This is a genomic window from Paenibacillus sp. FSL H8-0261, assembly GCF_045040645.1.
Taxonomy (GTDB): domain Bacteria; phylum Bacillota; class Bacilli; order Paenibacillales; family Paenibacillaceae; genus Paenibacillus_AQ.
The window spans coordinates 564,370-590,155 of record NZ_CP150297.1 but is presented as its reverse complement, the minus strand read 5'-3'; the positions used below and the strand labels follow the sequence as shown (position 1 = coordinate 590,155).

26 protein-coding genes are annotated in these 25,786 nt (G+C 46.0%); 5 read left to right on the top strand and 21 right to left on the bottom strand.

From position 1 onward, the window contains the following. Positions 1 to 3 precede the first annotated feature (3 nt). The 10 genes from MHI27_RS02615 to MHI27_RS02570 form a co-directional block, all read right to left on the bottom strand. A complete protein-coding gene (locus MHI27_RS02615; RefSeq protein ID WP_405175507.1) occupies positions 4 to 933 on the bottom strand; it encodes an ATP-binding cassette domain-containing protein in 930 nt (309 codons plus the stop codon). A gap of 19 nt (positions 934 to 952) precedes the next feature. Further along, on the bottom strand, positions 953 to 1,348 hold the full coding sequence (locus MHI27_RS02610; protein ID WP_042184543.1) for a GntR family transcriptional regulator: 396 nt from the start codon (positions 1,346 to 1,348) through the stop codon (positions 953 to 955). A gap of 59 nt (positions 1,349 to 1,407) precedes the next feature. Next, positions 1,408 to 2,136 (bottom strand): hypothetical protein, encoded by a 729-nt coding sequence (locus MHI27_RS02605; protein WP_076285927.1) that lies wholly within the window; start codon positions 2,134 to 2,136, stop codon positions 1,408 to 1,410. An 843-nt stretch (positions 2,137 to 2,979) separates the two neighbouring features. After that, positions 2,980 to 3,444: a DUF420 domain-containing protein gene (locus MHI27_RS02600; protein WP_042123812.1), complete on the bottom strand. Its 465-nt coding sequence runs from the start codon at positions 3,442 to 3,444 to the stop codon at positions 2,980 to 2,982. Positions 3,445 to 3,470: 26 nt separating this feature from the next. Beyond that, positions 3,471 to 4,391, bottom strand: a complete 921-nt coding sequence (ctaG, locus tag MHI27_RS02595) for a cytochrome c oxidase assembly factor CtaG (RefSeq protein ID WP_076300136.1) — start codon at positions 4,389 to 4,391, stop codon at positions 3,471 to 3,473. 82 nt (positions 4,392 to 4,473) lie between these two features. Beyond that, positions 4,474 to 4,800 carry a cytochrome C oxidase subunit IV family protein gene (locus MHI27_RS02590; RefSeq protein ID WP_042184535.1) on the bottom strand — a complete coding sequence of 109 codons (327 nt, stop codon included), beginning with the start codon at positions 4,798 to 4,800 and terminating at the stop codon, positions 4,474 to 4,476. A gap of 5 nt (positions 4,801 to 4,805) precedes the next feature. Beyond that, on the bottom strand, positions 4,806 to 5,432 hold the full coding sequence (locus MHI27_RS02585) for a cytochrome (ubi)quinol oxidase subunit III (protein ID WP_042184533.1): 627 nt from the start codon (positions 5,430 to 5,432) through the stop codon (positions 4,806 to 4,808). Further along, positions 5,429 to 7,276 (bottom strand): cytochrome c oxidase subunit I, encoded by a 1,848-nt coding sequence (gene ctaD / locus MHI27_RS02580; RefSeq protein WP_076285960.1) that lies wholly within the window; start codon positions 7,274 to 7,276, stop codon positions 5,429 to 5,431. Before ctaD ends, MHI27_RS02585 begins: the two co-directional genes overlap by 4 nt. A 127-nt stretch (positions 7,277 to 7,403) precedes the next feature. Then, the gene (gene coxB / locus MHI27_RS02575; protein ID WP_042123804.1) at positions 7,404 to 8,450 is read right to left on the bottom strand and encodes a cytochrome c oxidase subunit II; all 1,047 of its coding nucleotides are present in this window, start codon (positions 8,448 to 8,450) and stop codon (positions 7,404 to 7,406) included. Positions 8,451 to 8,848: 398 nt separating this feature from the next. Beyond that, the gene (locus tag MHI27_RS02570) at positions 8,849 to 9,037 is read right to left on the bottom strand and encodes a hypothetical protein (RefSeq protein ID WP_042123803.1); all 189 of its coding nucleotides are present in this window, start codon (positions 9,035 to 9,037) and stop codon (positions 8,849 to 8,851) included. Positions 9,038 to 9,507: 470 nt separating this feature from the next. On the opposite strand from MHI27_RS02570, the gene MHI27_RS02565 reads away from it, so the two are divergent. The 3 genes from MHI27_RS02565 (at position 9,508) to MHI27_RS02555 (ending at position 12,023) form a co-directional block, all read left to right on the top strand. Further along, complete coding sequence (locus MHI27_RS02565; protein WP_405175506.1) at positions 9,508 to 10,524, top strand: serine hydrolase domain-containing protein; 1,017 nt, start codon at positions 9,508 to 9,510, stop codon at positions 10,522 to 10,524. A gap of 92 nt (positions 10,525 to 10,616) precedes the next feature. Next, positions 10,617 to 10,955 carry a DUF4870 domain-containing protein gene (locus MHI27_RS02560; protein WP_060626766.1) on the top strand — a complete coding sequence of 113 codons (339 nt, stop codon included), beginning with the start codon at positions 10,617 to 10,619 and terminating at the stop codon, positions 10,953 to 10,955. 111 nt (positions 10,956 to 11,066) lie between these two features. Next, the gene (locus MHI27_RS02555; RefSeq protein ID WP_405175505.1) at positions 11,067 to 12,023 is read left to right on the top strand and encodes a diacylglycerol/lipid kinase family protein; all 957 of its coding nucleotides are present in this window, start codon (positions 11,067 to 11,069) and stop codon (positions 12,021 to 12,023) included. 99 nt (positions 12,024 to 12,122) lie between these two features. Here the strand turns inward: MHI27_RS02555 and MHI27_RS02550 are convergent, their stop codons facing one another. Genes MHI27_RS02550 through MHI27_RS02535 form a run of 4 tightly spaced genes read right to left on the bottom strand, consistent with a single transcriptional unit; the run spans position 12,123 to position 14,717 of the window. Continuing rightward, positions 12,123 to 12,716 (bottom strand): xanthine phosphoribosyltransferase, encoded by a 594-nt coding sequence (locus tag MHI27_RS02550; RefSeq protein WP_042123794.1) that lies wholly within the window; start codon positions 12,714 to 12,716, stop codon positions 12,123 to 12,125. A gap of 42 nt (positions 12,717 to 12,758) precedes the next feature. Next, positions 12,759 to 13,061 (bottom strand): hypothetical protein, encoded by a 303-nt coding sequence (locus MHI27_RS02545; protein WP_042184527.1) that lies wholly within the window; start codon positions 13,059 to 13,061, stop codon positions 12,759 to 12,761. A 21-nt stretch (positions 13,062 to 13,082) separates the two neighbouring features. After that, positions 13,083 to 13,901, bottom strand: coding sequence for a TrmB family transcriptional regulator (locus MHI27_RS02540; RefSeq protein ID WP_042184525.1), 819 nt, complete (start codon positions 13,899 to 13,901; stop codon positions 13,083 to 13,085). A gap of 33 nt (positions 13,902 to 13,934) precedes the next feature. After that, positions 13,935 to 14,717, bottom strand: coding sequence for a zinc ribbon domain-containing protein (locus MHI27_RS02535; RefSeq protein WP_076285934.1), 783 nt, complete (start codon positions 14,715 to 14,717; stop codon positions 13,935 to 13,937). Positions 14,718 to 15,022: 305 nt separating this feature from the next. On the opposite strand from MHI27_RS02535, the gene MHI27_RS02530 reads away from it, so the two are divergent. Next, positions 15,023 to 15,697: a GTP pyrophosphokinase family protein gene (locus MHI27_RS02530; RefSeq protein WP_042193221.1), complete on the top strand. Its 675-nt coding sequence runs from the start codon at positions 15,023 to 15,025 to the stop codon at positions 15,695 to 15,697. 100 nt (positions 15,698 to 15,797) lie between these two features. Here the strand turns inward: MHI27_RS02530 and MHI27_RS02525 are convergent, their stop codons facing one another. Together MHI27_RS02525 and MHI27_RS02520 are read right to left on the bottom strand one after the other, a co-directional pair. Then, positions 15,798 to 16,601, bottom strand: a complete 804-nt coding sequence (locus MHI27_RS02525) for a hypothetical protein (protein WP_149644614.1) — start codon at positions 16,599 to 16,601, stop codon at positions 15,798 to 15,800. Positions 16,602 to 16,633: 32 nt separating this feature from the next. Next, entirely contained in the window at positions 16,634 to 19,720 is a 3,087-nt protein-coding gene (locus tag MHI27_RS02520; protein WP_076285936.1) for a DEAD/DEAH box helicase, read from the bottom strand. Positions 19,721 to 20,219: 499 nt separating this feature from the next. Here MHI27_RS02520 and MHI27_RS02515 point away from each other — a divergent pair, with 499 nt between their 5' ends. Continuing rightward, the gene (locus MHI27_RS02515) at positions 20,220 to 20,996 is read left to right on the top strand and encodes a tryptophan-rich sensory protein (protein ID WP_076285937.1); all 777 of its coding nucleotides are present in this window, start codon (positions 20,220 to 20,222) and stop codon (positions 20,994 to 20,996) included. 83 nt (positions 20,997 to 21,079) lie between these two features. On the opposite strand, the gene MHI27_RS02510 is transcribed toward MHI27_RS02515, so the two are convergent. The 5 genes from MHI27_RS02510 to MHI27_RS02490 form a co-directional block, all read right to left on the bottom strand. Next, complete coding sequence (locus tag MHI27_RS02510) at positions 21,080 to 21,460, bottom strand: RidA family protein (protein ID WP_076285938.1); 381 nt, start codon at positions 21,458 to 21,460, stop codon at positions 21,080 to 21,082. 93 nt (positions 21,461 to 21,553) lie between these two features. Continuing rightward, the gene (locus MHI27_RS02505) at positions 21,554 to 22,219 is read right to left on the bottom strand and encodes an oxidoreductase (protein WP_405175504.1); all 666 of its coding nucleotides are present in this window, start codon (positions 22,217 to 22,219) and stop codon (positions 21,554 to 21,556) included. Between the two features lie 20 nt (positions 22,220 to 22,239). Continuing rightward, the gene (locus MHI27_RS02500; RefSeq protein WP_081393187.1) at positions 22,240 to 23,514 is read right to left on the bottom strand and encodes an MFS transporter; all 1,275 of its coding nucleotides are present in this window, start codon (positions 23,512 to 23,514) and stop codon (positions 22,240 to 22,242) included. 95 nt (positions 23,515 to 23,609) lie between these two features. Further along, positions 23,610 to 25,022 carry an ATP-binding protein gene (locus tag MHI27_RS02495; RefSeq protein ID WP_405175503.1) on the bottom strand — a complete coding sequence of 471 codons (1,413 nt, stop codon included), beginning with the start codon at positions 25,020 to 25,022 and terminating at the stop codon, positions 23,610 to 23,612. Between the two features lie 169 nt (positions 25,023 to 25,191). Continuing rightward, positions 25,192 to 25,395 carry a CsbD family protein gene (locus MHI27_RS02490; protein WP_042184513.1) on the bottom strand — a complete coding sequence of 68 codons (204 nt, stop codon included), beginning with the start codon at positions 25,393 to 25,395 and terminating at the stop codon, positions 25,192 to 25,194. Between the last annotated feature and the right edge of the window lie 391 nt (positions 25,396 to 25,786).

The following is a 25,786-nucleotide window of genomic DNA, read 5'->3' as shown; positions in this document are numbered from 1 at the left end:
TCTCTAGTCCCCTCTCTTGTGATCAATCAGGATAGGACGGTGTCCCTGTGTCCATAAACCCAATATTTCGTCCAATTCTAAACTGCGACTCTTGATAACCTTTACGCCCAAGTCCTGAATGCGTTTCTCGTTCTTAGAAAATTGTTCTATGATAAAAGAAGCTACACCCGGTGTATCCATGGTAAAGTTTATACCTCCCGGTAATTCCGCTGATAACTCAGCAAGCTCCTCTTCACCTGCAACCTGTACCCATACCTCGGTCCAAGTACCGAATAAACTGTCTTTCTCGGCCATACCCAGCAGTTCACCTCTATGCATAAGCACGATATAATCTGCCAACCGCCGCACCTCTTCCACAATGTGTGTGGAGATGATGATCGTAGCGTTGTTCTCATCCATATATTTAAGAAGCGTCTCTATCATAATCTTCCAGGCAAAGGGATCAAGACCTGATGAAGGTTCATCCAATAGCAGCAGACTTGGGCGTGACGCAAGTGCTGCGGCAATTTCGAATTTCCGACGCTCACCCTTAGACATCTTAGAAAGCCTCATATGATATGGAACCTCAAAGCGATCCATTAGATCCTGAAAATACGACTCATCCCAGTTCGGATACCAATGCTGTCGAAATTGAGCGGCCTCTTCTGCATTCCAGTGGTTCTCCTCAGTAATCGACGTCTCAGGAACATAGGCAATGTTCTGCCGCAGCTCCAGAGGCAACCCGCTAACATACTTGTTCTCAAACCAATATATCTCACCTTCCTCTGGATTGGTCAGCTGCATCAGGAGATTCAGTAGCGTGCTTTTGCCAGATCCATTCTGACCTACCAGGGCTGTAATATATCCTTTTGGCAGATTCATGGTCAGCGGTCCTATCGTCTTGTTTCGCCGCTGTTTAAGTACATTCCGCAATTCTATAGCCATCTGTACCATATGAATATGCGCCCCCCTTTCATTCCTTTGCTCTATACTTGCGTTCTACAATCTCCATAAAAATCTGCTCAAGTTCATCCTTGCTGCAATGTACCGATCGGCCGATATCCACAGCACTTTCAAGTGCTTTGCCTACCGTGTCTCGTTTGTATTCTTCCATTGCTCCGTCGCCTATGTGGGATACAAAGGTACCTGTTCCTTGTCTCGTTCGCAGCAAACCTTCGTTCTCCAGATCCTGATATACGCGCCGCACTGTAATTACACTGCATTTCAGATCTCCTGCGAACTCACGAATCGAGGGCAGTAGCGTACCTTCTGTAATGACTCCGCTAATGATTAAGGATCTAAGCTGAGTCTCTATCTGATGATAGAGGGGCTCTGCACTATTTTCGTTGATTTGTACCGGTATCCACATTATTACACCTCGCCTTCCACTCTAGCGTGCTAGAGCGCAGTCCTTGCCATTCCGATTTTTTATACGAGATTGCGACTCTTCAGTCGATGTATAGTCCATTTAGAGAATAACTGCACAGATATTGTCCCCAGCAGAAGTGACCCCCACATGATCGGAGATAACAGCCCCCACTCCTTGGAATAGGAGATACTGTATAAAAACAAATTGCCTCCCCCAAGTGTAACTAGGAATGATATTCCCCACGATAACACTACGATAAGCAATGTTAGCCATAGATAAGCTTTGCCGCTAAAAAGATACTCAATAAAAATATATAGACCTGAGACCATGAATCCGAAGCCGAGCCATGTAATGGCAAAAGCTATATACGAGGGAACCGCCAGCTCTGTCCGGAAATTTTCCCCTAACAAGTAAACAATACCGAAGAATAACGTACCATTTAGAATAAAGGAGCCTACCCCCTGAAGTTTTCTCCGCGATAGTATTACTGCAGCTGGAATCGGTAAGGTTCTTAAGTAAACCAACATTTTTGTGTAAGAGTCTTCACTCCAATATTTCATGGAACGGCGAGAGAATGTTAATCCCAATAAGGGTATAAAGGAGAGAAATAAGAAATCCGTTATCATCGTCCGATCCTGCTCACCTAGTACGTCATTTGCTACCAGGCTAGTCATTCCACCAAGATAACACATAAAAATAACTGTTATTACGAGGGTCCCTAATATCTTTAATTTGTCTCCGCGAAAATCAGAGCGCAACATAAACCATGAATCTTTTAATGTTCTCATTAAAACTAACCTCGCTTTACAATGTCTTCAGCGTCTAGCAGAAGCAGGTGTTCATATCCCTGTGCTTACTGTATATATCTATATACACAGTATATGACCTTAATTTACCATTGTCAATCCTGTAAATGGAAAACATTCAAGAGGATTAGGAGGTTTGCGTTTCCCGCCCTTTGGAGAAGGTTTTGCACGTATGGGAAACTGATCATTATTGGGATTAACTAATCAGAGGATTAAACATAACTTATGGAGAGGTTGAATGTGAGCGAGGGACGCAGAGCGAGGACAGCCTCATTGTTGCTTCGCCAATGGATTGTAGGTGTAGGGCCAGTTGTTGCGGCTCGGTGGGGTGATTGAAGGGCGGGAGCGACTCCTCGGTGGGTGTGACCACTAATGGATGCGACCGCTCAATCGATGCGAAGGCTCGACGGGTGCTACTGCGAGTGGATGTGATCGCTCGGTGGGTGTAACTGCTAGTAGAATCAACAATTAGGGAAAACCTCCCTCTAATTACTTGGATTTAGCCTGAAATCATCGTTTTTAGGGAATTCCTCCCTATAAATTCACCCATTTCTACGTTTTAGAGCTTAAACGGTTAAAATACAGGGAGAAATTCCCTAATTATCGTTTTTCGAGCTCAAAACTTATCTCTTTCAGGGAGGTTTTCCCTAAACACTCCCCCAACTCCATAAACTAAAATAAGCCCGCCATCCATCATCCCTATTTAGGAACGAGCAGATGCACAGGCTTATTTCATTACTATTCACACAAATTCACGTACGATTCGCACGCATATTCACATGCTCTTTTCAAATGCCAATCACAAGCTCTTTTCACGCAACTATCTTACGCGCCCAAAATAACTTCCCACACTGGCTTGGTGTGTCCACCTGGATACAGAACATAAAGCAGCACATACACCATAACGCCAGTAATCGCAGTAATGAACCAGATTATAGATGTCACTCTGCCCCACTTACGGTGCTTGGAGTACTTCGCCTTAAATCCAAGAGTTAACGTAGTAAGTCCGAATACCGCAGCTACCGTTGCCAGCACGATATGGAAGATCAGAAACACTTGATAAATCGTCTGAAGTTCATCCGGTCCGCCCCATGAGGTGTTTCCCACGAACAACGTTCTAGATACGTAAACAATAAAAAACAGGAGCGCGGCGATTGCAGCAGCAATCATCGTCTTCTTGTGCGCCTCGCGTTTGCCCTTAATGATGAGCCACCAGCCAATAGCTACGAGCACCGCACTGAGCACGATGAACGATGTGCTAATAGTTGGAAACACCGTAAAAATATCCATGATTCTCCTCCTTGGCAGTCTACCAGTTATGCACGGGTCAAGGTGCTCTCCTCGAGTGCTGAGGAAGGCGTCGATAATTCATCGCCCTCTTGTCCGTTCTCTTTTTTATACCAATGATAGAACACATAAGCAAGCATAGAGGCAAAAATAAATTCCTGAATGAACTTCATCGCGATACCTCCCACCTGCTGATCCACTTTTGGTGACAACAATGAAAAGAACGCAGGACCCCCAAAATTCTGAAGTAAGGCAGAAGGATCACCCGATATACAATAGCCCATGGCAAGTGCCCAAGTCTCCGGATCACTGTAAGTAGCATAGAGCGGTTGATCTGCAAAAATAATCAGTCCGCATGCTGGTGTCAGCAATACCATGTTTAGAAAAATAAACCCAATCTTGCCCAGTCCACTCGCCATTCGGCGCTCCGGTAGCGGATTGATCAATGTCCACCACATTAAGGCAGCTGTTAGGAATAAAACAATATAGTAGATTCGGTGAACGGTAAAATGCAGCATCACATAATCATGGATAACAGGAATATGGTACAAAGAAAATAGTCCATTAAACAGTAAAGCAGCTACCACCGGTCGAGCTAAAAAAGACAGCCGGCGAAATGGATTTACTCTCAATATGCTGCGCCAGATAAAATCTGGAATCCCCAGCATAATCAGCGGCACCGCCACTAGGTATGACAAGGCCATACTAACCATGTGGAATGAAAACATCATATGTCCTAATAGACTAACAGGACCGCCTTGTGCCAGATAAAGCGCAAGCATTCCGCACACAAATAGTGCTCTTCGCCAGAACGGAACCGGAACTGAATCGGCATGACGTCCAGCAATCGGACCAATCCAAACGAAATAACCCGCCGTCAGCAGCAGCATGACCGCCAGAAAAAGCGGGCTCCATAGTTCTGCAAAGCTAAAATATTGTAATCCGAGCATAACCCTAACCCCTCCTAGCGCAGGATCTAGTTAAACACCAAAAAGAGGGGGCATCTCAGCCCGCCTCTTTCTTTATAGTCCGTTAATTCCACCAAACCCAATACAGCGACATAATAATACAGGTACCGGCGGTAAAAAAACCACCCAGCATGAAAATAATCGGTATTAGATGTCCTTTATCTTTCAGGTGCATCCAGAAGCCCATCTGTACAATGACCTGAATGACTGCCATCACCAGTAGTAGAATAACCGCAAAGGTGGCATTCACCCCTCCAGCCGCAACAGCGGCGAAAGCAATTAAGGTCAAGACAATGGACAGTATAAAGACAACAATATGCCTCTGTGGCCCTTCATGCCGATGACGATGCTTATACCCGTCGTTCTCTGGCACATGCTGATCTGTCGTCATAGTGTCTAGCCCACCTTTCCAAGTAGGTATACAACCGTAAAGATGAAGACCCATACCACATCAATAAAATGCCAGTACATGGCTGACACATACACTTTTGGTGCAGTAACTACGGTTAATCCTTTACGCATGAGTTGCCCAATCAGGATGGCGATCCATGCAATCCCGAAAGCTACGTGCGCACCGTGGAATCCTACTAATGTATAGAATGCCGAACTAAATGCACTTGTAGTCATTCCGAAGTCTTCGTGTCTCACATATTGAGTAAACTCATAGATCTCCAGAATCAGGAAGCCAAGCCCTAAGGCTACAGTTACCAAAAGCCAGTTACGAAGCACTGCCGGACGGTTTCTATGCATCGCTTGGATAGCGAACACACTCGTCAAACTGCTTACCAAAAGAATGAATGTCGCAGCAGCTACAAGCGGTAAGTGAAACAATTCATTCGCCGATGGCCCCTCATTCGTCTGATTACGCAATGCGAGGAACGTAGCGAACAACGTACCGAACAATACCGCTTCCCCACCTAGAAACAACCAAAAGGCAAGAACCTTGTTTCGTCCTTCGAGCGTAGCTTTTTCCGGCTCGTGAGGAAATTCTTCCTTAGAAGCTTCTGCATGTGCCGTTGTCATGTCCGCTCACTTCCTTCCAGCTCTTCAGGTTCAATATGCCATCCATGATCATCATACAGCGAACGCAACAGCATAGATCCAAACGTAATGATAAGACCGATGGCTGTAACGATATAATTATTAAACATAAAGCTCATAAAGGCGTTGCCGAAGTCATCCCGACTAAACATAAAGCCCAGTCCAGCGATGAAAATTCCAACAGACATTGTGAACGGCAATATGGTTGCAGACGGCATATGAATCGAACCAACGGGTTCAGCCGGAGTCATGCCTTTATTTCCTGCCATCTTTTCTTTCCAGAATGCATCAATTCCACGGATAAGCGGGGTTTGCTTGAAGTTATATTCTGGCGGTGGCGAAGAAATCGTCCATTCTAGTGTACGTCCATCCTCCCACGGATCATCAGCTGCATCCATTGGCTTTCTTGAAGTTAGGAAGACATTGACTAAGAAAATAATCGTACCGACAGCCATCAGCCCAGCACCAATTGTACTGACTAAATTCAGCAAATCGAATTGCTGATTCGGCAAATACGTAAATACCCGACGCTGCATCCCCATGAGTCCAAGAAAATGCTGTACAAAGAATGTCAGATGGAATCCGATGATAAACGTCCAGAAAGTCCATTTGCCCAGCTTCTCACTTAGCATCCGACCAAACATCTTCGGCCACCAGTAATGCAGACCTGCAAACAGGCCAAGCACCAAGCCGCCCACAATAACGTAGTGAAAATGCGCTACAACAAAATACGTATCATGGAACTGAAAGTCAGCAGGCGCAGAAGCCAGCATGACGCCAGTGACGCCACCCATCGTAAAGGTAGGAATGAATCCTGCCGCGAACAGGTTTGGTGTCGTGAAACGTACTTGCCCGCCCCACATCGTGAACAACCAGTTAAAAATCTTGATTCCTGTCGGAACCGCAATCAACATCGTTGATACAGAGAACAATGCGTTAGCTACCGGCCCAAGTCCGGTAGTGAACATATGGTGAGCCCAAACCATGAAGCCCAAGAAGGCAATCAGGATGGTAGCGAACACCATTGAGCTATATCCGAACAATCGCTTCCGTGAAAAAGTCGGGATAACCTCCGATATAATTCCGAAGGCAGGCAGAATGAGGATATATACTTCTGGATGACCAAATATCCAGAAGATATGTTGCCAGAGCACCGGATTACCCCCAGCCCCAACCTCGAAGAAATTGGCTCCAAGTATCCGGTCGAATGTCAGCAGTACTAAACCTACTGTAACTGCTGGAAATGCAAACAAAATAATTGCGGAAGTAATAAATGTAGTCCAAGCAAACATCGGCATCCGCATGTAGGTCATTCCCGGCGCGCGCATCGTAATGATCGTGGCTAGAAAGTTAATCCCCCCGATGAGGGTACCTAATCCGGCAATTTGAAGACCAATCGTATAAAAGTCTACACCGTGTGTAGTGCTGTATGTACTCGTAGATAGTGGGGTGTAGGAGGTCCATCCGGCATCAGGAGCGCCACCCATTATCCAGCTGAGATTCAGTAGAATTCCGCCGAACAGGAAGGTCCAGAAGCCAAGTGCATTTAGAAAAGGAAAGGCTACGTCACGTGCACCGATTTGTAGCGGTATGACGGCATTCATTAAGGCGAAGATGATTGGCATGACGCCGAGGAATATCATCGTCGTACCATGCATGGTAATAAGTTCATTAAACGTTTGGGCATCCAAAAAATTATTCATTGGCTTGATGAGTTGCCAGCGAATCAGAAGTGCTTCAATTCCGCCGATACCAAAAAATAATCCTCCGGCCCATAGGTACAAAATTGCGATTTTTTTATGATCGACGGTTGTTAGCCAATCCATAAGTCCTGTATGGCGCTTCACACTGTGGCCATGCCCCAGAGGCTTGGATGAATTCAAGGTATGCGCTGCTTGAGCCAAAGTTCGTACCCCCTTTTTCGAAAGTTCCGCCCGCCTTTAGGCTAAGGCATTAGTCCAGCTTATAGTTGGCCAGATACTCAGCAATGCCATCAATCTCCGCATCACTTAGGCCTAGATCTTTGGGGTTAGGCATCAGATTGCCCGGTTTTACGGATTGTGGATCATGCAGCCATGTTTTGAGATTCTCCTCAATTGGTGCACCATCCTCCCTCGTGTCGTCGTTGAGCAGGATCCCTGCAATCGACTCCCGAGAACCAATTCCGGTCAAGTTCGGCGCATTATTAATCCCTTGATCACCTACAGCGTGGCAAGTCAGACACGCCGCTTTGAACTTCTCAGCTAAAGCAGGATCCTCTGGCAGCACAGCTACGGGTGCTTTCATCGAATCTATCCACTTCTGAAAATCTTGTTCACTAACCGATTTCACCTTAAATTCCATGAATCCATGAGACGGCCCGCATAGTTCCGCACATTTGCCACGGTAAACGCCTTCATTAGGTGCACTGAAGCTGAAGCGGTTAATCGTCCCGGCTGGGTTGGTGTCGATTTTACCGGAAAGGGAAGGGACCCAGAAGGAGTGCAGCACGTCTTTAGTCTCCAGTTCAAAAGCAATATCTTTGCCCACTGGAATAATCAGATCCTGCGCTGTAGTCACCTTGTAATCGGTATACTCAAACTCCCACCAATATTGGTGGCCGGTTACTTTAACCTTAATCGCATCCTTGTCATTGGCATGATCATCTCCTGCGGCGAACACTGCTTTCACCGTTGGAACTGCCAGTACCACTACGAGGATAAGCGGAATGACCGTCCAGAGAATCTCAAGCTTGATGCTACCCTCAACCTGCTCAGGGATTTCATTCTGACCCGGCTTTCGACGGAAACGGATCAGTACATAAGCTGCAATCGTAAAGACAATCAGCAACACGACGATCATAATACTGATCGACAGCTCCATTAATCCATAAGACATTTCCGCCTGAGGTCCCTGTGGTCTGAGCACTGACAAGTCCTCACGACCGCACCCGGCAAGAAAGAGACCAAACATAGCGGTCATGGGAAGGAGTCGCTTTACAGCCTGCCACGTTTTCATCATTGATCTACCCCGCTTTTCCCGATTTCGTAGGTTCCTGTTTTTTTCTGTCAATTATAACAATCACTATTAATATAAGTTTAAGGGAAAGTTTTGTCAATCGTTCACAACTAGTTCACATTGTAATTTTCGACATAATAATTCCTTGTCCCACCTGCATTTATACGCATTTTTTGAAAACGCAATCAAATAAAAAATGATCGTTAAAGCGCATTCATTGTGAAATGTGTCTATTAATTCATTTGACTATTTTATGAGAGACAATATTTCTTATTCATAAATGTACATACAAAAAAAACCGATTCCTGCAACAAACGCTGCTCGGGCACGGTTTATAAGAATCCTCGTGGATGTTATTACTCAAAATGATGTCAAAAGTAAGTGACACTCGTATCTGTTAGCTAGGAGACGGATGAATTCATCTTTACCAGCTCATGCTCCACGACCATGGTCAGTTCTTCTTCATAGCCTCCGGTAATCCGATATTTTCGGACGTACTCCTTTACGAATTTCTTGGGATCTTTGGGCCGGAAAATACGTGTCATTTCCCGTAAACTTTCCTTGACTTCGTTATGACCTTTACTTGCCATGATCAGTTCCCTCCCAAAACATTGAAAATGAATGCTCCGTTGTAGAGAATGCATGATGAAAAGTACGCCGTAACCTCGAATGCAAGTGAAGTAACCATTACACATACGTGGCTTGCATTATCCGCCAAAACGTAAAATTCAAAGCTTCAAAGCCTTGAGATACTGGTTCGCCGGTGAAGCAGGTTCGTCGTGATTTGGGCTGAGAGTAAGGACGCCTGTTGAACGAAAGCTCCTTGACACTTTTATTACCCGAAGAGCCACTTACTGAATCACCCCTTTCGGGCCTTATCGTTATATTGTATCATATTCCGGTCCAACTTCCACCTTTCCTTGTAAAATGTGCTAATTGGAAAATTTTTATTTTTTTACAATGTTCTTCGTAAGTCATATTGCTCGTGTCGGGTTAAAATACAATATGTTCTATAGCAGGCCACACCTAGCACATACCACAGCAAGAAAAGGAGATCATTATGGGCCAACCTACACCATTACTGACTTCATCTTATAACGTAGTTCCCGCGATGACTACCGCGCTACCCGAGGAAACTGCAACGCGCCGTGAGGGTCTTGAACAAGCTGATTATGCTATTCAGAAAGAATATCCAAAGATGCATAGTATGCTTATTGCTCGCCATGGCAAGCTCATCTTTGAACGTTATTACGGCAACCATCATGCCGGGGCATTAAATGATCTTCGATCTGCGACTAAAAGCTTTATCAGCACAATTACCGGAATCGCTATCGATCGGGGAGATATCCCTGATATCGATGTCTCGGTTTCCAAGGTACTTCGTAAACATGTTCCATACCTGCACTCCCCTCATTTATCAAAAATCACTCTTCGTCATCTGCTTACCATGACTTCCGGATTTAGCTGGATCACGGGCAAGAAGCTGGGGGAGCCTTTCGTCCGGAATCTCCATCGTAGTCGCCGCTGGGGTTCCTTTGCTCTTAGTATGAACATAATTCCGGAACATATCGGTCAATTTCAATACCGTAGTATCGACACCCATCTGATTTCGATGATCCTTAGTGAATCTACAGGTCTTGATGCATTCACCTATGCTGCTGAGCATTTATTTAGCCCTCTCCGAATGACTCACACGGCTTGGTTACCGAGTCCCGAAGGACATAGTATGGGACATATTGGTCTGTACTTAAACTCAAGAGATATGGCTAAATTTGGTATGTGTCTGCTTAATAACGGCGTATTTGCAAAACAGCAGATCATTCCGAAGCATTGGCTGCAAGAAGCACTAACTGCACAGACTACGGGATACCCGGCTTTTGGAGATTACGGATATCAGTTCTGGGTGGGTACGATGAGCGGCCAACCCTACAAGCTTGCCCACGGTCATGGCGGACAGCAAATCCTTCTCCTACCCAAGTTAGATACGGTAGTGGTCTTTACAGCAGAGAGTAAGACAAACAATTGGAAGAACCCCCGCAAGCTGTTGGAAAAGTATATTATACCCACAATGAGCTAAACATACTTTTTCCTGACAAGTCATAGGCTTTTAAGGAAGAAGGAGTAGCGAACTAACCCCCTTCTTCTCCAAGTAGAAGGAGAGTGAGCCCTTTGTCCCCTTTCAAATCATCCACCGGATTGCCCGATAATATTGCGGGCGCGCTGTGCTATTTTTTCCCTTTTATCGGCGGCGTGGTCTTTCTCGCTCTGGAGAAACGCAACCGCTTCGTGCTGTTCCACGCGTTGCAATCACTGCTTACGTTCGGCGTGCTGATGATTCTCCATGTCCTAACCGGATTTATCCCTTTTCTCGGTTCCCTGTTGAGTGCAATCCTTTCTCTTTGCAGCTTTGCTATATGGCTGCTTATGATCTATCAAGCTTTAAGCAGCAGATGGTATAAGCTCCCTTGGGTTGGGGATATCGCAGAAAGTCAGATTCGGCATCTATAAACACCGCTGAACTAACACCTCTTATCGCTGAAAAGTATTCCCTTTTGCCCATCCACTCCTTACAATGGAAAGACGGGCATCAACGGAATTCTACAGGCTGGAGGAATTTAAATGTATCTATTCATCATAAACCCGCGTTCCGGCGGGGGCGCAGGCGGGCGGACCTGGCATACTGTAGAGGCGCTCATGAAAGTGCGGATGCTGCCATATATGACCTTGTTTACGCATAGCGCAGAGGGTGCAGAAGCCCTCGTTCTAAATACAATTAAACACCGTGAGGACTGGAAAGCCGCGATTGTAATCGGCGGCGATGGCACGCTGCACAGCATCTTGGGTGCCCTTCGTGGCAAAGATATTCCTATGGCAATCATCCCTGCCGGCTCCGGTAACGACTCCGCACGCGGCTTCGGCATTCCGCTTTCGACTGAAGCCGCGCTGGAAGCTGCACTTAGCGAACGGTATATCGAAGCCGATCTGATCTCAGGCGCAAACGGACTGACTTTAACAGCCGTTGCCAACGGCTTTGATGCTCAGGTGGCCGAGAATGTGAATGCCAGCCGTTACAAACGGCTGTGCAATGCCATTGGCGCAGGCCAACTGGCTTATATCATCGGCATATTGCATACGCTGATGACGTTTAAGCCATGCCGGGTGAGTGTTGCGTGCGACGGGACGGAGCACGTCTTTGAGAAGGCATGGCTGGTCTCGGTCTGCAACCTGCCCAGCTACGGCGGCGGGCTCTTGATCTGCCCGCAGGCGAAGGCCGATGACGGCCAGCTCGACGTCTGCGTCGTGCACGGGTGCAGCCGCGGGCAGCTGCTGCGGCTGTTCCCAACGGTACTGAAGGGCAAGCATGTAGCGTTGCCCTTCGTGTCGATGCTGCGTGGACGTAGCGTAGCCGTCAACTTCGCAGAGGCCCGGCCGGCGATCGGCGATGGCGAGAGCTTCGGCAAAGGGCCGCTTGCCGTGCGCTGCGAGCCTGGATCGCTGCGGGTGCTCTCGCCGCTGGCGGCGGTTAGCGCGCAGCGCCACGCCGATCCTGCAGCGGCATGCGGTAGCAACGGGTAATCCATACCCGTGTATCACAAAAAAACAGCAAGAGACAGGCTTATAAACCTGTCTCTTGCTGTTTTGTGTTAACTTCATCCGAATCTACACCAAAGAGTCTTAGCTAAGTAGCCCTTCCTCTTCTTCCACGAAAGAGATTCTTCCGTCCTCCAGTGAAGCGATTCGCACGAGTGATTCTACCCGGTAACCAGCTTCCTGCAGTAACCGATTTCCTGGCTGGAACGCTTTTTCGATCACGATACCAATCCCAACCACACTTCCTCCTGCCTGCTCAACAATACGAGCAAGTCCGAAGGCGGCTTCGCCATTCGCCAAAAAATCATCGACAATCAGAACCCGCTCACCCGGAGCAATGAACTTCTTGGAAACGGTAATTTCATTCGTTTCTTTCTTCGTGAAGGAGTAAACCTTTTCTACATAAATATCCTCTGTCAGCGTCAACGATTTCTGCTTACGGGCAAAAATCAGCGGAACCTCCAGCTCTAATGCCGTCATAATCCCCGGAGCAATTCCCGAAGATTCAATCGTCAGTACCTTCGTAATCTCTTCGCCGGAAAAACGGCGGGTAAACTCACGGCCAACCTCACGCATTAGAAAGGGGTCCATCTGATGATTCAGAAAAGAATCTACCTTGAGCACGCCTTGCCCGAGTACAATACCTTCTTTTAACACCTTTTGTCTCAACAGCTCCATAGTGCTCCTCCTTCTCCCATCAATGAATCCTTTCTCCCCACTTTATAGACCTGTCGGTTTTTGTGGTAATAAATTTCCAACGATAGATTTTAAATTATGATCATCTTTGCTCTTTTCTTGCCCGTTATCATAACCCGTAATTCGAATCTCCACGAAATCGCCCGGATTTACCGGTTTAAAGATCAATTTCTCGCGGTCTTCCAGTCTCACGTTAAATTTCATGTCCTTGAACATTTCAACTAGCTCTGCTTCTCCGGGACTTGCTCCTTTATCCAGAAACAGCAGTCCACGCAATTTTTTAGGACCATCCTCATGCACCACTTCAAAATGTACGATACATTCCATGCTTTCACCTCCCTGTAATAGCTACTGCGCCTGTTCTTCCCCATCATCGCCTGGATCATGCATCACATATTTGCTGTGAATTTTGCTGTAACGCTCACCATAACGTTCTTCTAATTCTGCGCCCATATCCTGCTCCAGCTCGAACAGCACCATTTCCTGTGCAAAATGATTCAATAGCAGATCTACTAAGACCGGGTGCTCGGTTACAACCGCTTGCGCCGATCCATCTTCATAGCGCATCCCGAGCATACACCAGCTCCGATCGATCACGAATGAGAACTTCCGTCCATCTGTTCGCTGAGAATCTCTTCCGAGAGGCGGCCATACCGGATAGGCGGCAGGAGCAGCATTGCCACCATCAAACGCCCACAAGAGTCTAACGCCACGCAACTCCGCCTGTTCAAGTTCACTCCGTAGAAGTGACGCTTCCTCACGCCACATATCCACTACAATCTCTTGCTCAGCCATATTAAGTTGGCGAATAAGAGCGCCCAATACATTGCGGTCACCTTCCACATTATAAAACGAAGGGCTAACAGGTCCACCGCGAGGCATCTCACTTTCCATATAAGCCAGTGAAGCTTGAACCCGTCCCGAGATCATGGTCGCAAGCTCCTCTGGATTGAGAACACTGTACCGCGCAGGTTCTCCTTCGCCACATCGTACATATCCCTGCTGCGTAAGGCGTTGTAACGCCGCATACACATTCGATCTTGAAACTCCGAGCTGTTTGGCAACCTCATAGCCAGAAGCCTGACCTTTTGTCGCAAGCTCTACCATAATTTTGGACTCCATCTCTGTGAAGCCCAGATTGCGCAGATGCAGCAGCAGCTGTTCCATCTTGTTGTCCCCCTAAGCTGACTGAAATCCGTTCTATATTTGCTCTGACCCACATCGCGGGCACCATAAGGAGCCCTTAGGTAATTCGTTCCGACAGATTTGGCACTGGATCATATCTCGTACACCATGGTCCTCAGTGACCGCAGATTCCTCCTGGTGCTCATTCTTGTGCCATTCGCCGAAGCGACGGTCTAATTCAAGTTGTCTTTTTCTTTCCCGTTCCAGCTGCTCGGCTTGTTTACGTTCCCGCTCAATCTCTTGCTCGCTCGCCTTATATTCTTCAAGTGGCAGCTCATCATCCGGATGCTGAACTTCAGCATATACAACACTCTGCGGGTGCAGCTTCATTGCAATTTCCTTCTCTTCATCCGTAAGCTCATCTGCGCCATAATATTGATCTTCATCATCTTCATTCACAGATTGAACAAATACCGGTGTAGAAGGCACCCTTCTCGAAGCGGACAATGGCTCCAGCTTACTTCCGCATTTCGGACAAAAGTTTGCATCAAGCGCCACAATATGACCACATGAACATAACCGCTCATTTTTCAGCTCAGCAATTCGTGTCCGCAGGACTTCGATTTTTTCCTGAAGTTTGGAACAGTTACGGGACAGCTCCACCATTTTACCTTCAGCTACCGACATATCCTTTGAACGATATCCTTCATAAAAAAGTCTGCCCATTTTCGTAAATTCAACTTCCATCTCTTGTTCAACATCGGAAATAAGTCCGTTCAGCTTGCCGATCTCTACTGAGTTTTGGGCTTTTTCGGTAACCCGACTCGCGCTATCTTTAATTTTTTTGATAAAACTCATTACAGTTCCTCCCTCTCCAGCGATACGTGTTTCTATCATACCAAATGTATCGAGTAGATTCATTAATGTGCTTTAATACGCGATTTAGAGGAGAATGTTCCTATAAAATCCATACTAATTGATTTAAGCCACTTCCCCCTTACACTTATGGGTTATATTTCCTAATTTTGAATGTAATTTTGCGTCAGGGGTTCTACATCGGTTAAAATAGAATTATCACAAATAACGAAATCGGGAGAGTTTCAGTGGAAGAACATGAGAGCACACAGCTTACGCTTAGTCAGCTACAGGTACACGTAAAGGATCTGCAACAGTGGCAAGGTAACAGCAACGAGGATTTCGCCAAACTGGTTAACGAATTCGAAGCCTTACCGGCACTCTATCGCCACGCGTTAAATGATCTTCAGAATAAAATTGATGTAATCAAGACGGAATGGCAATCCCGCGACGGCTTCAGTCCCATCGAACATGTCAAATGCCGGATCAAAGAACCAAAGAGCATTCTTCAAAAGATGGAGCGCAAAGGCTACGGTTTCAGCTTGGAAAATATGGAGCAATACATTCACGATATTGCCGGAATGCGGATTGTATGTGCCTTCGTTAAAGATATATACCGTTTAGTAGATCATCTTAGTACACGCGAAGACATCCGCGTGCTTGAGATTAAAGATTATATAGCTCATCCTAAACCAAACGGATATCAAAGCCTTCATCTTATAGTCGGTATCCCACTCGTCCTGCTGGAAGGAACACGCTGGGTCAAGGCTGAGATCCAGCTGCGCACCCTAGCTATGGACTTTTGGGCAAGCATGGAACATATTCTGTATTATAAATTCGATAAGCAGTTGCCTTCGCATGTCGCTGAGGAACTAAAAGAAGCCGCGCGCGCTGCTGATGAACTAGATCAAAAAATGCTTCGTCTTCGCCGCGAAATTCTAGAGCTTTCAGAAGGAGAATTGCCTCCTGCTGGTCAGCATTAGAATAACTAACCAGAAACTCTGTTAGATAATTAGGCAAAACAAGAGGCTGTTTCAAGAGTAGCATTCCCTACTTTTGAGACAGCCTCTTTCGTATTTTCACTTACCGCTTAATCGGACCCTTAGTCGCTCGACGTGCAGACGCTTCTGCAACCCGCTGCATAATCAAAGTTAATCCCTCAATGGCTTTAGGTGTCTGCGGTAGCAATGTTCCCCAGTCTTCTGTAACTTCAGCTACTACTACCGGCGAAGGAAACGGTCTAGCCGCAATCTCATGGAACTGTGGCCCAGGCTGATGTAGCGAACCTTCAGCAGCCGCTTCTGCCAGCCATTCGCCAGAGGAAATGGCCGGACCCTTGCGTTCAAGCCGAGCCAATTCCGTAGAAAGTTCACTAACAGAGGCCTCTTCTTCCTCTGTTTCAGCTTCGTCGCTAGAAATATTCCCTTCAGCCCAAAGGGCAAAAATTCCGTCCAAGAGCTCTCCTTTAGTAAATCCTCTCAGCGAAAGTGCCAGCAGTGGCTCTTCAGCAAGACGTTCTTTAATAAGCTTCAAAGTTTCCGCCTTATACTCCACACCTTCACCCTCAAAAAGGGCTTGCTCCAGCTCACTATCCGTAGGTAGAAGCTCAAGCTCTGCCAGTTCACCCGTCAAACGCCCTTGCAGCAAGGCAAATACTTCCCCGGGACTTAGTGCCAGACTTCGTAATATTTCTTTTCTTCGGGAAGCATGCCATACCGGAACCTTCAGAGAGAGAGGTCGATCCGCTTGTTGTTCCTGAGCAGGCGCGCTGGCGTTCAATTCACCCTTCGACCGAGACCCTCCCGTCACTTTCCCAGGTAGCACCGTCCATGCTGCTTTTACTAATCCAGGCACAACTTCCAGCTGCATCTCTAACCGTTCACTCATTGTTCGATCCCTCCGTAACACTCATATCTGTCTTACATCCAGTCCTGATCCTGCAGTTCAATAAGTTCCTTCAGCTCATGATTGGACATCTCAGTCAACCATGTTTCGCCAGAGCCAACAACCTGCTCGGAAAGATTTTTCTTACGCTCAATCAATTCATCAATACGTTCTTCCAACGTTCCTTGGCAAATCAACTTATGCACTTGAACATTTTTATCCTGACCAATTCGGAACGCCCGGTCTGTCGCCTGATTCTCAACTGCCGGATTCCACCAACGGTCGTAATGGATGACATGATTAGCTCTTGTAAGATTCAACCCTACGCCACCCGCTTTTAAAGAAAGTACGAAGAAGGATGGGCCTTTTCCCTCTTGAAAATCATGAACCATCTCGTCGCGCTCTCGTTTTGGAATTCCGCCGTGCAAGAACAGCGGCGCTGTTCCATAACGCTTAGTCAGCTTGCTAACCAAGAGCTCACCCATCGCTACATATTGAGTAAAGATCAACACAGATTCTCCGACCTCCGCAATGCTATCCAGAATCTCGAACATGACTTCCATTTTACCGGAATGCTCACTTCGCGGACCCCTGCCTTCTTCTTTGCGGAATAGCTGAGGATGATTACAAATCTGCTTCAATTTCGTAAGAGAAGACAGCACGAGTCCTCTGCGAGCCATCCCGCTACTCTCTCCAATCACGCCAAGCATTTCATCCACGACACCCTGATATAGGACTGCCTGTGTTTCCGTCAGCGGACAATAAGACTTCAGCTCCAGCTTCTCCGGTAAATCTTTAGAGATATCCGGATCGCTTTTCAAGCGGCGCAACAAGAATGGAGATACCAAGCGATGTAATTCCCTTAGTCGTTCTCCACCCTCTCCAGATACATAACGCTGCCGGAAGGAATGGTAGGTTCCTAGATAACCCGGGTTTAAAAAGTGAAAAATAGACCATAACTCACCTAGTCTGTTCTCTACAGGTGTCCCCGTCATAGCTATGCGATGCGGCGCTGATAGCTTCATCACACTTTGCGCCTGTTTCGTCCGATGATTCTTAATATACTGAGCTTCATCCAGCACCACAGTGGACCACTGAACATTCGCTAAATCCTCGCTGTCACGACCTGCTAAATGATAGGTCGTCAATACAATATCATGACTGGCAGCCAGTTCTAAAAAGCTATCTCCCCGCACTCGGCGTCCACCATGATGAATGTGAACTTTAAGAGAAGGCGCAAAGCGCTGCAATTCCCGCTGCCAGTTCCCCAAAAGTGAGGTTGGGCATAGAATCAGCACAGGCTCCTGCTTCTCTTCAGGTGGAGCACTTAAAGCACGGTCCAGCAGGCAGGTAATGACCTGCACCGTCTTACCGAGACCCATGTCATCGGCCAGACACACCCCAAATCCCAGACCACTGAGAACGGAGAGCCATTGATAGCCGCGCTCCTGATAAGGTCTCAGGGTGCCGTGCAGACCTTCAGGTACGGCACGCACTGGAAGATTACGCAATATGTCGCCCCGCATCAGCGATGACAATAGTCCGGATGTTTCCATCCCCGTGACCGACATCCCTTTCCAGAGCCGCTCTTCACCATCCTCAGCCTCTAGACGCATCCAATCGGCCGCGGTCATTTCCCCATTTTCATGGCGTTTCATATATCTAAGAACCTGGCGAATTTCTTTAGGATCTACCTCAATCCATTCTCCGCGGAAACGTACAAAGGGTACGCCTGCCTCCACTAGTGCGTTTAGTTCTTCTTCACTGATTGTACTCTCCCCAAGTGAGGCTTCAATGCGAAATGAAATCAGCTCTTCCATCCCAAGAGCCACTGGAGCAGGACTATCAATCCCACTCACTACCGGCTGCATTTTCATCTTCATGCCAATCCGGCGGCGTCCCTCACGGCTCCAGCGCGATGGCATCTGCACGGTTATTCCACGCTCACGCAGCTGCTGCACCGTCTCCTTCAAAAAGAAATAAAGACGCTCTGGTTCCAAATCTGCTCCCGTAGGTGCAGGCATAGAAAGAGCGCGCTCTATGTCTGGAGAGATTCTTGCCGCTCGGCCCAGCGCTATAAGAAGCTGCTGCTGTATATTGCGATAGCGTTTCCCCCATAACGTAAACTCTCGTTCCTTACTGCTCCAAATCGATTTTGCCGGAATCCAGAATTCCCCTTCTTCCTTGTTCTCCGCCCAGAAGGTTAAGCGCCAGATTTCGTCATTATCTCCAGGGGGCTCAAGACGTAGCCCAAGACCCAGCTGTCCACTCCGCGCTTCTTCAGGTTCCGATTGCGGCACATCGCTACCAGCTGTCTCATTCACAGTAGCCAGAAGATCTGTCACCTCTGCTTGAGTTCCCTGCACGGGTATATCCCGGCTGCCTGTAAGAAGACTATTCCACCACAGCTCAGTTAAAGGGGAGTAACCCCGGCGATAATTGGCTTTGTAAGGGGTAAGTTCACTTTCAATACCCGCAATCACTTTCTTTATCTCTGCAGTCATTACCGCCTGCATAAAGGAGTAAAGCACATAGGCGCCCGCCTCTTCCCTCGAAGATAAATCCCCCGCTTCAGCAATATGCGTCCCTAAGGCCAATACCGGCATGGACGACGCCAGCTGCAGAAAGATCTCCTTATCCTCCTGCTTTCGAAAAGCTGGAGACCAGCAGACCGTTGCTGCTTGTTCACCACCACGACGGCGTGAACCTACCGGACGTGGGGGCAAGGCTCCTGGTGTAACGCCGCCAGTACCCATCAATTCCAGCGCAAAGCGAGCTGCTGCCGCCCAATAGCGCAATTCGCCTCCAGGTTCTACTCCCTGATCTCGGCATAACGTCTCATCCCATGCCAGAAGCAGTTCAAATGCATCGCTAGGGACTAAGGCGAGCCCTTCGAATGTTCTTCCGGGCAATCCACGGCGTGCTGGCTTCCCCTCTACAGGAGGAGCCGGATATTTCACTTCTGCGAGCCGCAGAGCAGCACTCGCAAAAGGGCGAACTCCTCCCTGCAGCTCCAGCCGCTTCACCACTCGGGTCCAAGCGTCAACCTTCGGCTCCGAAGTTTCGCCAGAGAAGCAAAATAACACATCCCCCAACCATATTGCATAAAGATGCTTAGTCATCGGTGATCTCCTGTCTTTTAAGCAAGCAAAAAAAGAACCAGTCCGCCACCATCAGGTGGTAACTGCAACCTTTTCCGCGAGAAATAAATTTTGAAGCTATACAAGTAGAAGTAGTTTCTCCATCCTTTTAGAGATGAGATACACTCCTGTAAGAAATATAAGGATAAAGAACTAGGATAAAACTTATCTGCTCTTGAATCTTCATCTCTTCATCTTATACGAAAAAGCGCTGATTTAAAAACGTTTCTGCATATTTTCTGTAGATTTTTATACAAATAAAGTTGAAGTACGTAGAAACACCCATGAATTTGATTCATTTCAGCATATTTTTAATAAATGTTCTAGCCACTATCGTAAAATACCCTTCACCACTACCATACTATCCATGAACATTATGACTCACTAGTCACTTCTTTTCTTGTTTATAGTCTTAATTGTGCCGAAAGCGGGTATATTCTAAGTAAGCATCACCCTATTAAAAAGCTAGGGAGTGAATTCTTTGAGACGTTATAATCCTTATAAATGGTGGAATCTTCTGTTCTTTTTAGGTGTGATTATCGTGAATGTGCTCTCGGTCACCTTACCATTAGGCGGGCACAGCACTGGAGAAATCTCTGATAAATATCAGACCTACATCACACCTGCCGGTTACGCGTTTTCCATCTGGTCATTGATTTATCTACTGTTAGCCGGCTTCGTTATTTATCAATTCCGCTCCTATACAGCCTCTAGAGATTCTGTGCGGGCGATTCAGTTCTGGTTTGTTCTGAGCTGTATTTTTAATATGAGTTGGCTCTTCCTTTGGCAATACTTATACATTGAGCTCTCTCTGGTTGCTATGGTGCTGATGTTAATCACACTGATTGTCATTTACCGAAAAACACGTTTGATCGCTAATCCTACCTCAGGCGAGAAATGGCTGATGAAGCTACCCTTTAGTATATACCTTGGCTGGATCTCTGTGGCTACTATCGTGAACATCAGCGTTGTTCTGGAAAAGAATCATTGGGAAGGTTGGGGTCTTAGCGGTAGCACTTGGGGCGTTATTATGCTCTGCGTGGGAACTCTACTTGCAATTGTGGTCAGCTATCCTTACCGAGATAGCATTTATCCACTCGTATTCGTGTGGGCCTTCATTGCGATTGCCTTGGAACACAAAGAGACCAGCGATGTCTATTTAACGGGACTGATTACAGCAGGCCTCCTGCTTCTTTACAGCATCTGGTTATTTTTCAAACCCCGCCGTAGCAGGTATCGGAGATACAGAAGTTACTAATTCTAATATAAAAAATGGCAGGCTAGGTTTTCCACCTTAGCCTGCCATTTTGGTAAAATAATAAAAGTGCAAAGGATAACTCCTTATTTCTTACGAGCTACCGCTTCAATCTCAACAAGTCCGTCTTTAGGTAGACGCGCAACCTCAATAGCACTGCGGGCAGGATAAGGTTCTTTAAAGAAGGTGCTATAAACCTCATTAACGGCCGCGAAATCATTCATATCCTTTAAGAATACAGTTGTCTTTACTACATGGTCTAATGTTGCACCAGCTTCCTCAAGAATGGCTTGTACATTGTTAAGCGCTTGACGCGCTTGTTCTTGTACTCCCTCAGCCAAATTACCCGTTTCCGGATTCAGACCAAGTTGTCCTGAAGTGTATACCCAGCTACCCGTGGTTATAGCTTGACTATAAGGACCGATTGCTCCGGGTGCTTTTGTTGTAGCTACTTGTTTTTTGCTCATCTTACTACCCCTCTCCATTATGTGCTGATCATTTATTGTCCATTGTAAGTCCTGTTCTCATCTTAATGCAAATTTATTAGAGACCCAGAAAGCTTAGCGTTTCCCAATCACATGTATCACTTCATTCGTATAAATATGTAATCCACGGGTATCCGCAGACGCAATGTTAACCATAGCTCTTGCGACTGTCGTACCAGGTATCGCACGATATTTAGCCGCCTTACCCACCATTACAAAATCCAGCGCTTTCATCAAACTGGCTCCGACTCTCTCCCCTAATCTGAATTCTTCACGTTGGCCTAGTAGCAAGGAGGGGCGAAATATATGCATACCTTGAAATCCAATAGCGGTTAAACCTTCTTCCGCTCTTCCCTTAGTCCGACTGTAGAAATTACGCGACTTCGCCTTTGCCCCTATTGAAGAGACGACCAAAAACTGTTTAACACCCTGTTCTCTCGCTATGGCTGCAGCATCAAGCGGATACTGTAGATCGACTCGTTCAAACTTTTCTTGTGAACCCGCCTTTTTTATCGTAGTCCCTAAACAACAGAAGATGGAATGTACCCCTACGAACGACTCTGTATAGTTTCTTAGGTTCTCCCAATCTACAACGATTTGTTTAAGCTTAGGATGTTCTATGGCTAACGGTGTCCGTACAAGCACCCTTACTTCTTCCCAGCTATCACGATTTAACAATTCCTCCGTAACCGCTTTGCCTACCAATCCGGTGGCACCTAATACCATCGCTATTCTTAACAAGGAATAACCCCCTTTTACTTCTATTCGTCCTTTAGAATACGACGACCTAGCAGAAACGCAAGCGCAATCATCAGCGTCCCTACCACTAGCTGCATACCGTATACCTGAGTCCATTGCGGCCAGTGCGAAATTTTTTCATAGAGCTGACCGCCAATAAGCGGACCAAAAAAGGATGATAACCCGGTAAGCGCCGCATATGTGGCCATATACATCGGCCGTTCTTTTTTCGGCGTGTCTCCAATAATAAAGTTAAAGGCCAGCTGGTTGAAACCGCCTACACCAACACCAAAAACGATATGGGCCGCGAATAAGACCACCAGCATCGGCATCACAGACAAGAGTCCCCACATCAATGAGGACAACGCAATAATTGGCAAAGTAAAGAATAACAGTCGCTTATTGCTGTATTTCGCATTTAGATTGCCCCAAACGTAGAAGCTAGCCATCATAAACACGGTCTGGGACACATTAAGCAATGACAACGTTTCATAATTAATATGAAGTAACTGCAACATGACATAAGAGTATAGCGGAACCGTTAGGTTCTGCAACAACAGCCAAGCAGCCAGAAACAAGGTTGACTTCATAAATAATGTATCTTTAAGCGGTTTCTTAAACATGGGCAAAAATTTATGCTCTTCTGATTTCTCGAACGGTACATCCGGATAAAAAAAGAATACTACGACATTCGATATCGAGAAGATCCACACAACAATATATAGAATCAGAAAACCATGACCCCCGGGATAACGGTCCAGAATAATGCCTCCGCCATACATAACCAAACTACCAAGTGCATTCAGGACCGTGTTACGAATCCCAAAATAACGTCCACGTACCCGTGCGGGAACTAGATCACTAATCACAGAGCTCCACAACACACCACCAGCAGTATTGGCAATAAAAGCAGTAGTATATAAAGCAATAAATGCGATGACCCAATATTCTTTAGGAAAAATAAACGGGATTAGTCCCGTAGAACCCCAAAGTATCCTATGCAGACCGATAAAAGTAACCATAGCCCATTTGCGACTTGGCAGCTTCTGAATCAGAAAAGCTACCCCAATCTGTGCCACATTAACTAATGTAGTAAGCGCTAGCACAAATCCAATTTGGCTAGAGGAAGCTCCTAAATACAGTAGGAATCCTGTTAGGAACTGCCCTTGCAGCAGTACCTGAAAAATAGTTGACGGCACACCTTCCAGCGTAGCTATACGCAAATTTCTGCGATGCACTGAAGGTTTACGAACACGTTTTGAAACCGTAACCTTATGCTTATTTTCCATGTTGTCCATAGAGGCGGTAACACTCCTTTGATGCGGCATTGGCTTCATTCTACTCCGCATCAATCTACTGTCAATACGCCAAATCACCAAATAATATTGGAGCTTTACTCACTATCCACTTCAAGGGGCAAATAAAGCGAAAATCGACTCCCCTCCTCTTCCTTACTCTCCAGAGAAATGAACCCGCCGAGCAATCTGGCCAAGTCATTACTAATAGAAAGTCCTAGTCCTGTTCCACCATATTTCCGGCTAGTCGTTCTGTCTGCCTGTTGAAAGGCTTCAAAGATCATGGCATGCTTCTCCGGTGCGATTCCTATGCCACTATCCTCCACATCAAATACAAGCCAATGTTGCACGGCATCCCCTTCCCCACCTTCCTGCTCGTGGATATGCAGCGATACGTAACCTGTCTTTGTAAATTTAAAAGCATTTGAGAGCAAATTACGCAAAATCTGCTGTACGCGATGTGGATCGGAATGAATCATTGGAGGGACATTCTCATCCATGGAGATATTAAAATCCAGTCCTTTTTGTTTGGCCGTCACAGCGAACTGCATTGCCAGCAAATCTGGGATCTCGCTAACATTTAATTCTTCATTTATAATATCTAATCGACCTGCCTCCACCTTGGATAAATCCAGAATGTCGCTGATGATCATCAATAGTTCATCACCCGAACGATGGATAATGGCTGCATACTCTCTTATTTCTGCTTCCGTAAGCAAATCATCATTTTCTTCAATTAATTGCGATAAATTAATGATGCTATTCAATGGAGTTCTAAGCTCATGTGACATATTGGCGAGAAATTCCGATTTGAATTGAGATGCCATCATTAACTGATTAGCACGCTCTTCAAGATCAAGCTTGTTCTTATGTAATTCTTCAGTCTGAGTAGACAACTGTTCGTTAGCATGCTGGATCTGCTCATTCCTTAGAAGACCGAGTTGAAAATCACGGATAATTAATGAGAACAAAATACTTAAAATTAGCCCCGCAGGGAACGTAATTGGCATAATCTCTCTTATGTACTCTTCCACAGGGATAACGCCTAACGCCATAATGTTTATGGCATTCATAAGATTAACGATTAGAATAACGATCAGACCTTGATTCACAATACTGAGGGTTGAGCGTCTGACCCAGTAGCTAAGCGCCGCGCAAATAACTCCCAAAATAAAAAGATTTAGCATTCCTGCAACTGCTGCCTCTGTCACTCCAAAAGTTAACCTTGTAAGCCCCGTCCCTATACCGATCAATATAAGTGTGATGGGTCTAGGATACGCCAGCGTCGAGATGATTAAGGGTACAAACCGCAAATCAAAGATCACATGGTCGTCCAGATTATAACCAAAAAGAGTACTGATCCAACCAGCAAAGATCGCCAGGATCACCCAGCTCGCCTTCTTTATTCCTACACTTGCATTTGAAATGGTATGTTTATAGATCAGATTAGCCAAATAGGCCACGGCTATAAGAATTGCGGTATTCCCGAAAAATATTTTAAGATACCCCATAGTTTTGCTCCTACCTGCACAAGATAAATTACAGATTTCATCTCACAATAATACCATAGCTTAACCTACGCACACCTAATTGTTGCATAGGAAGAGCGCAAATCGTATACGATTTGCGCTCTTCCTATGCATTTTATATTTGGGCATTGAGAGTATAAGCTATTTCGAATTAATCGCGGTAAGAACGTCCCCAGCTTTGATACTCTTTTTCCGCGTCTTCTTTCGAATGTCCATAACGCTCTTGTAGTTTACCTACCAACTTATCCTTTTCACCATCAATCACATCAAGATCGTCATCTGTAAGCTTGCCCCATTGCTTTTTGGCCTCGCCTTTGAGCTGTTTCCATTTTCCTTTAAACACATTGTTGTCCATTATATGCTCATCTCCTTAGCTGAATTAAGTAGGGTAGAATACTATCCTGTGTTATCGTTACATTACCCTGTCCTATGCGCCATGAATCTTACCTAATCTATAGAAAGTCACAATTTGTCAAATAATAGTTTAAAAAAAGGTATTCAAATCCTTTAAAATTTGATACAATCAATGTATAAATTAAACATTTAATTTTTTAAGTGATTTTTTTCACATGAGTTATTTGCTCTATGTGCTAGAATGCCCTCGGAGATGAAACAACATCATTAAATTTTTTTCTATCGTATGCCGATATATGTCATGATACTGTTAGAGTTTGGCTCTTCACCCCAAGATTAAAGTGACAAATATCATTTATAAAGTGATTTTTATCACTTCGCATTACTATTAA

Excerpts from the sequence above, each read along its gene's own strand:
- MHI27_RS02615 (WP_405175507.1), bottom strand. The coding sequence starts at position 933 with ATGGTACAGATGGCTATAGAATTGCGGAATGTACTTAAACAGCGGCGA.
- MHI27_RS02610 (WP_042184543.1), bottom strand. The coding sequence starts at position 1,348 with ATGTGGATACCGGTACAAATCAACGAAAATAGTGCAGAGCCCCTCTAT.
- MHI27_RS02605 (WP_076285927.1), bottom strand. The coding sequence starts at position 2,136 with ATGAGAACATTAAAAGATTCATGGTTTATGTTGCGCTCTGATTTTCGC.
- MHI27_RS02600 (WP_042123812.1), bottom strand. The coding sequence starts at position 3,444 with ATGGATATTTTTACGGTGTTTCCAACTATTAGCACATCGTTCATCGTG.
- ctaG (WP_076300136.1), bottom strand. The coding sequence starts at position 4,391 with ATGCTCGGATTACAATATTTTAGCTTTGCAGAACTATGGAGCCCGCTT.
- MHI27_RS02590 (WP_042184535.1), bottom strand. The coding sequence starts at position 4,800 with ATGACGACAGATCAGCATGTGCCAGAGAACGACGGGTATAAGCATCGT.
- MHI27_RS02585 (WP_042184533.1), bottom strand. The coding sequence starts at position 5,432 with ATGACAACGGCACATGCAGAAGCTTCTAAGGAAGAATTTCCTCACGAG.
- ctaD (WP_076285960.1), bottom strand. The coding sequence starts at position 7,276 with ATGGATTGGCTAACAACCGTCGATCATAAAAAAATCGCAATTTTGTAC.
- coxB (WP_042123804.1), bottom strand. The coding sequence starts at position 8,450 with ATGATGAAAACGTGGCAGGCTGTAAAGCGACTCCTTCCCATGACCGCT.
- MHI27_RS02570 (WP_042123803.1), bottom strand. The coding sequence starts at position 9,037 with ATGGCAAGTAAAGGTCATAACGAAGTCAAGGAAAGTTTACGGGAAATG.
- MHI27_RS02565 (WP_405175506.1), top strand. The coding sequence starts at position 9,508 with ATGGGCCAACCTACACCATTACTGACTTCATCTTATAACGTAGTTCCC.
- MHI27_RS02555 (WP_405175505.1), top strand. The coding sequence starts at position 11,067 with ATGTATCTATTCATCATAAACCCGCGTTCCGGCGGGGGCGCAGGCGGG.
- MHI27_RS02550 (WP_042123794.1), bottom strand. The coding sequence starts at position 12,716 with ATGGAGCTGTTGAGACAAAAGGTGTTAAAAGAAGGTATTGTACTCGGG.
- MHI27_RS02545 (WP_042184527.1), bottom strand. The coding sequence starts at position 13,061 with ATGGAATGTATCGTACATTTTGAAGTGGTGCATGAGGATGGTCCTAAA.
- MHI27_RS02540 (WP_042184525.1), bottom strand. The coding sequence starts at position 13,901 with ATGGAACAGCTGCTGCTGCATCTGCGCAATCTGGGCTTCACAGAGATG.
- MHI27_RS02535 (WP_076285934.1), bottom strand. The coding sequence starts at position 14,717 with ATGAGTTTTATCAAAAAAATTAAAGATAGCGCGAGTCGGGTTACCGAA.
- MHI27_RS02525 (WP_149644614.1), bottom strand. The coding sequence starts at position 16,601 with ATGAGTGAACGGTTAGAGATGCAGCTGGAAGTTGTGCCTGGATTAGTA.
- MHI27_RS02520 (WP_076285936.1), bottom strand. The coding sequence starts at position 19,720 with ATGACTAAGCATCTTTATGCAATATGGTTGGGGGATGTGTTATTTTGC.
- MHI27_RS02510 (WP_076285938.1), bottom strand. The coding sequence starts at position 21,460 with ATGAGCAAAAAACAAGTAGCTACAACAAAAGCACCCGGAGCAATCGGT.
- MHI27_RS02500 (WP_081393187.1), bottom strand. The coding sequence starts at position 23,514 with ATGGACAACATGGAAAATAAGCATAAGGTTACGGTTTCAAAACGTGTT.
- MHI27_RS02495 (WP_405175503.1), bottom strand. The coding sequence starts at position 25,022 with ATGGGGTATCTTAAAATATTTTTCGGGAATACCGCAATTCTTATAGCC.
- MHI27_RS02490 (WP_042184513.1), bottom strand. The coding sequence starts at position 25,395 with ATGGACAACAATGTGTTTAAAGGAAAATGGAAACAGCTCAAAGGCGAG.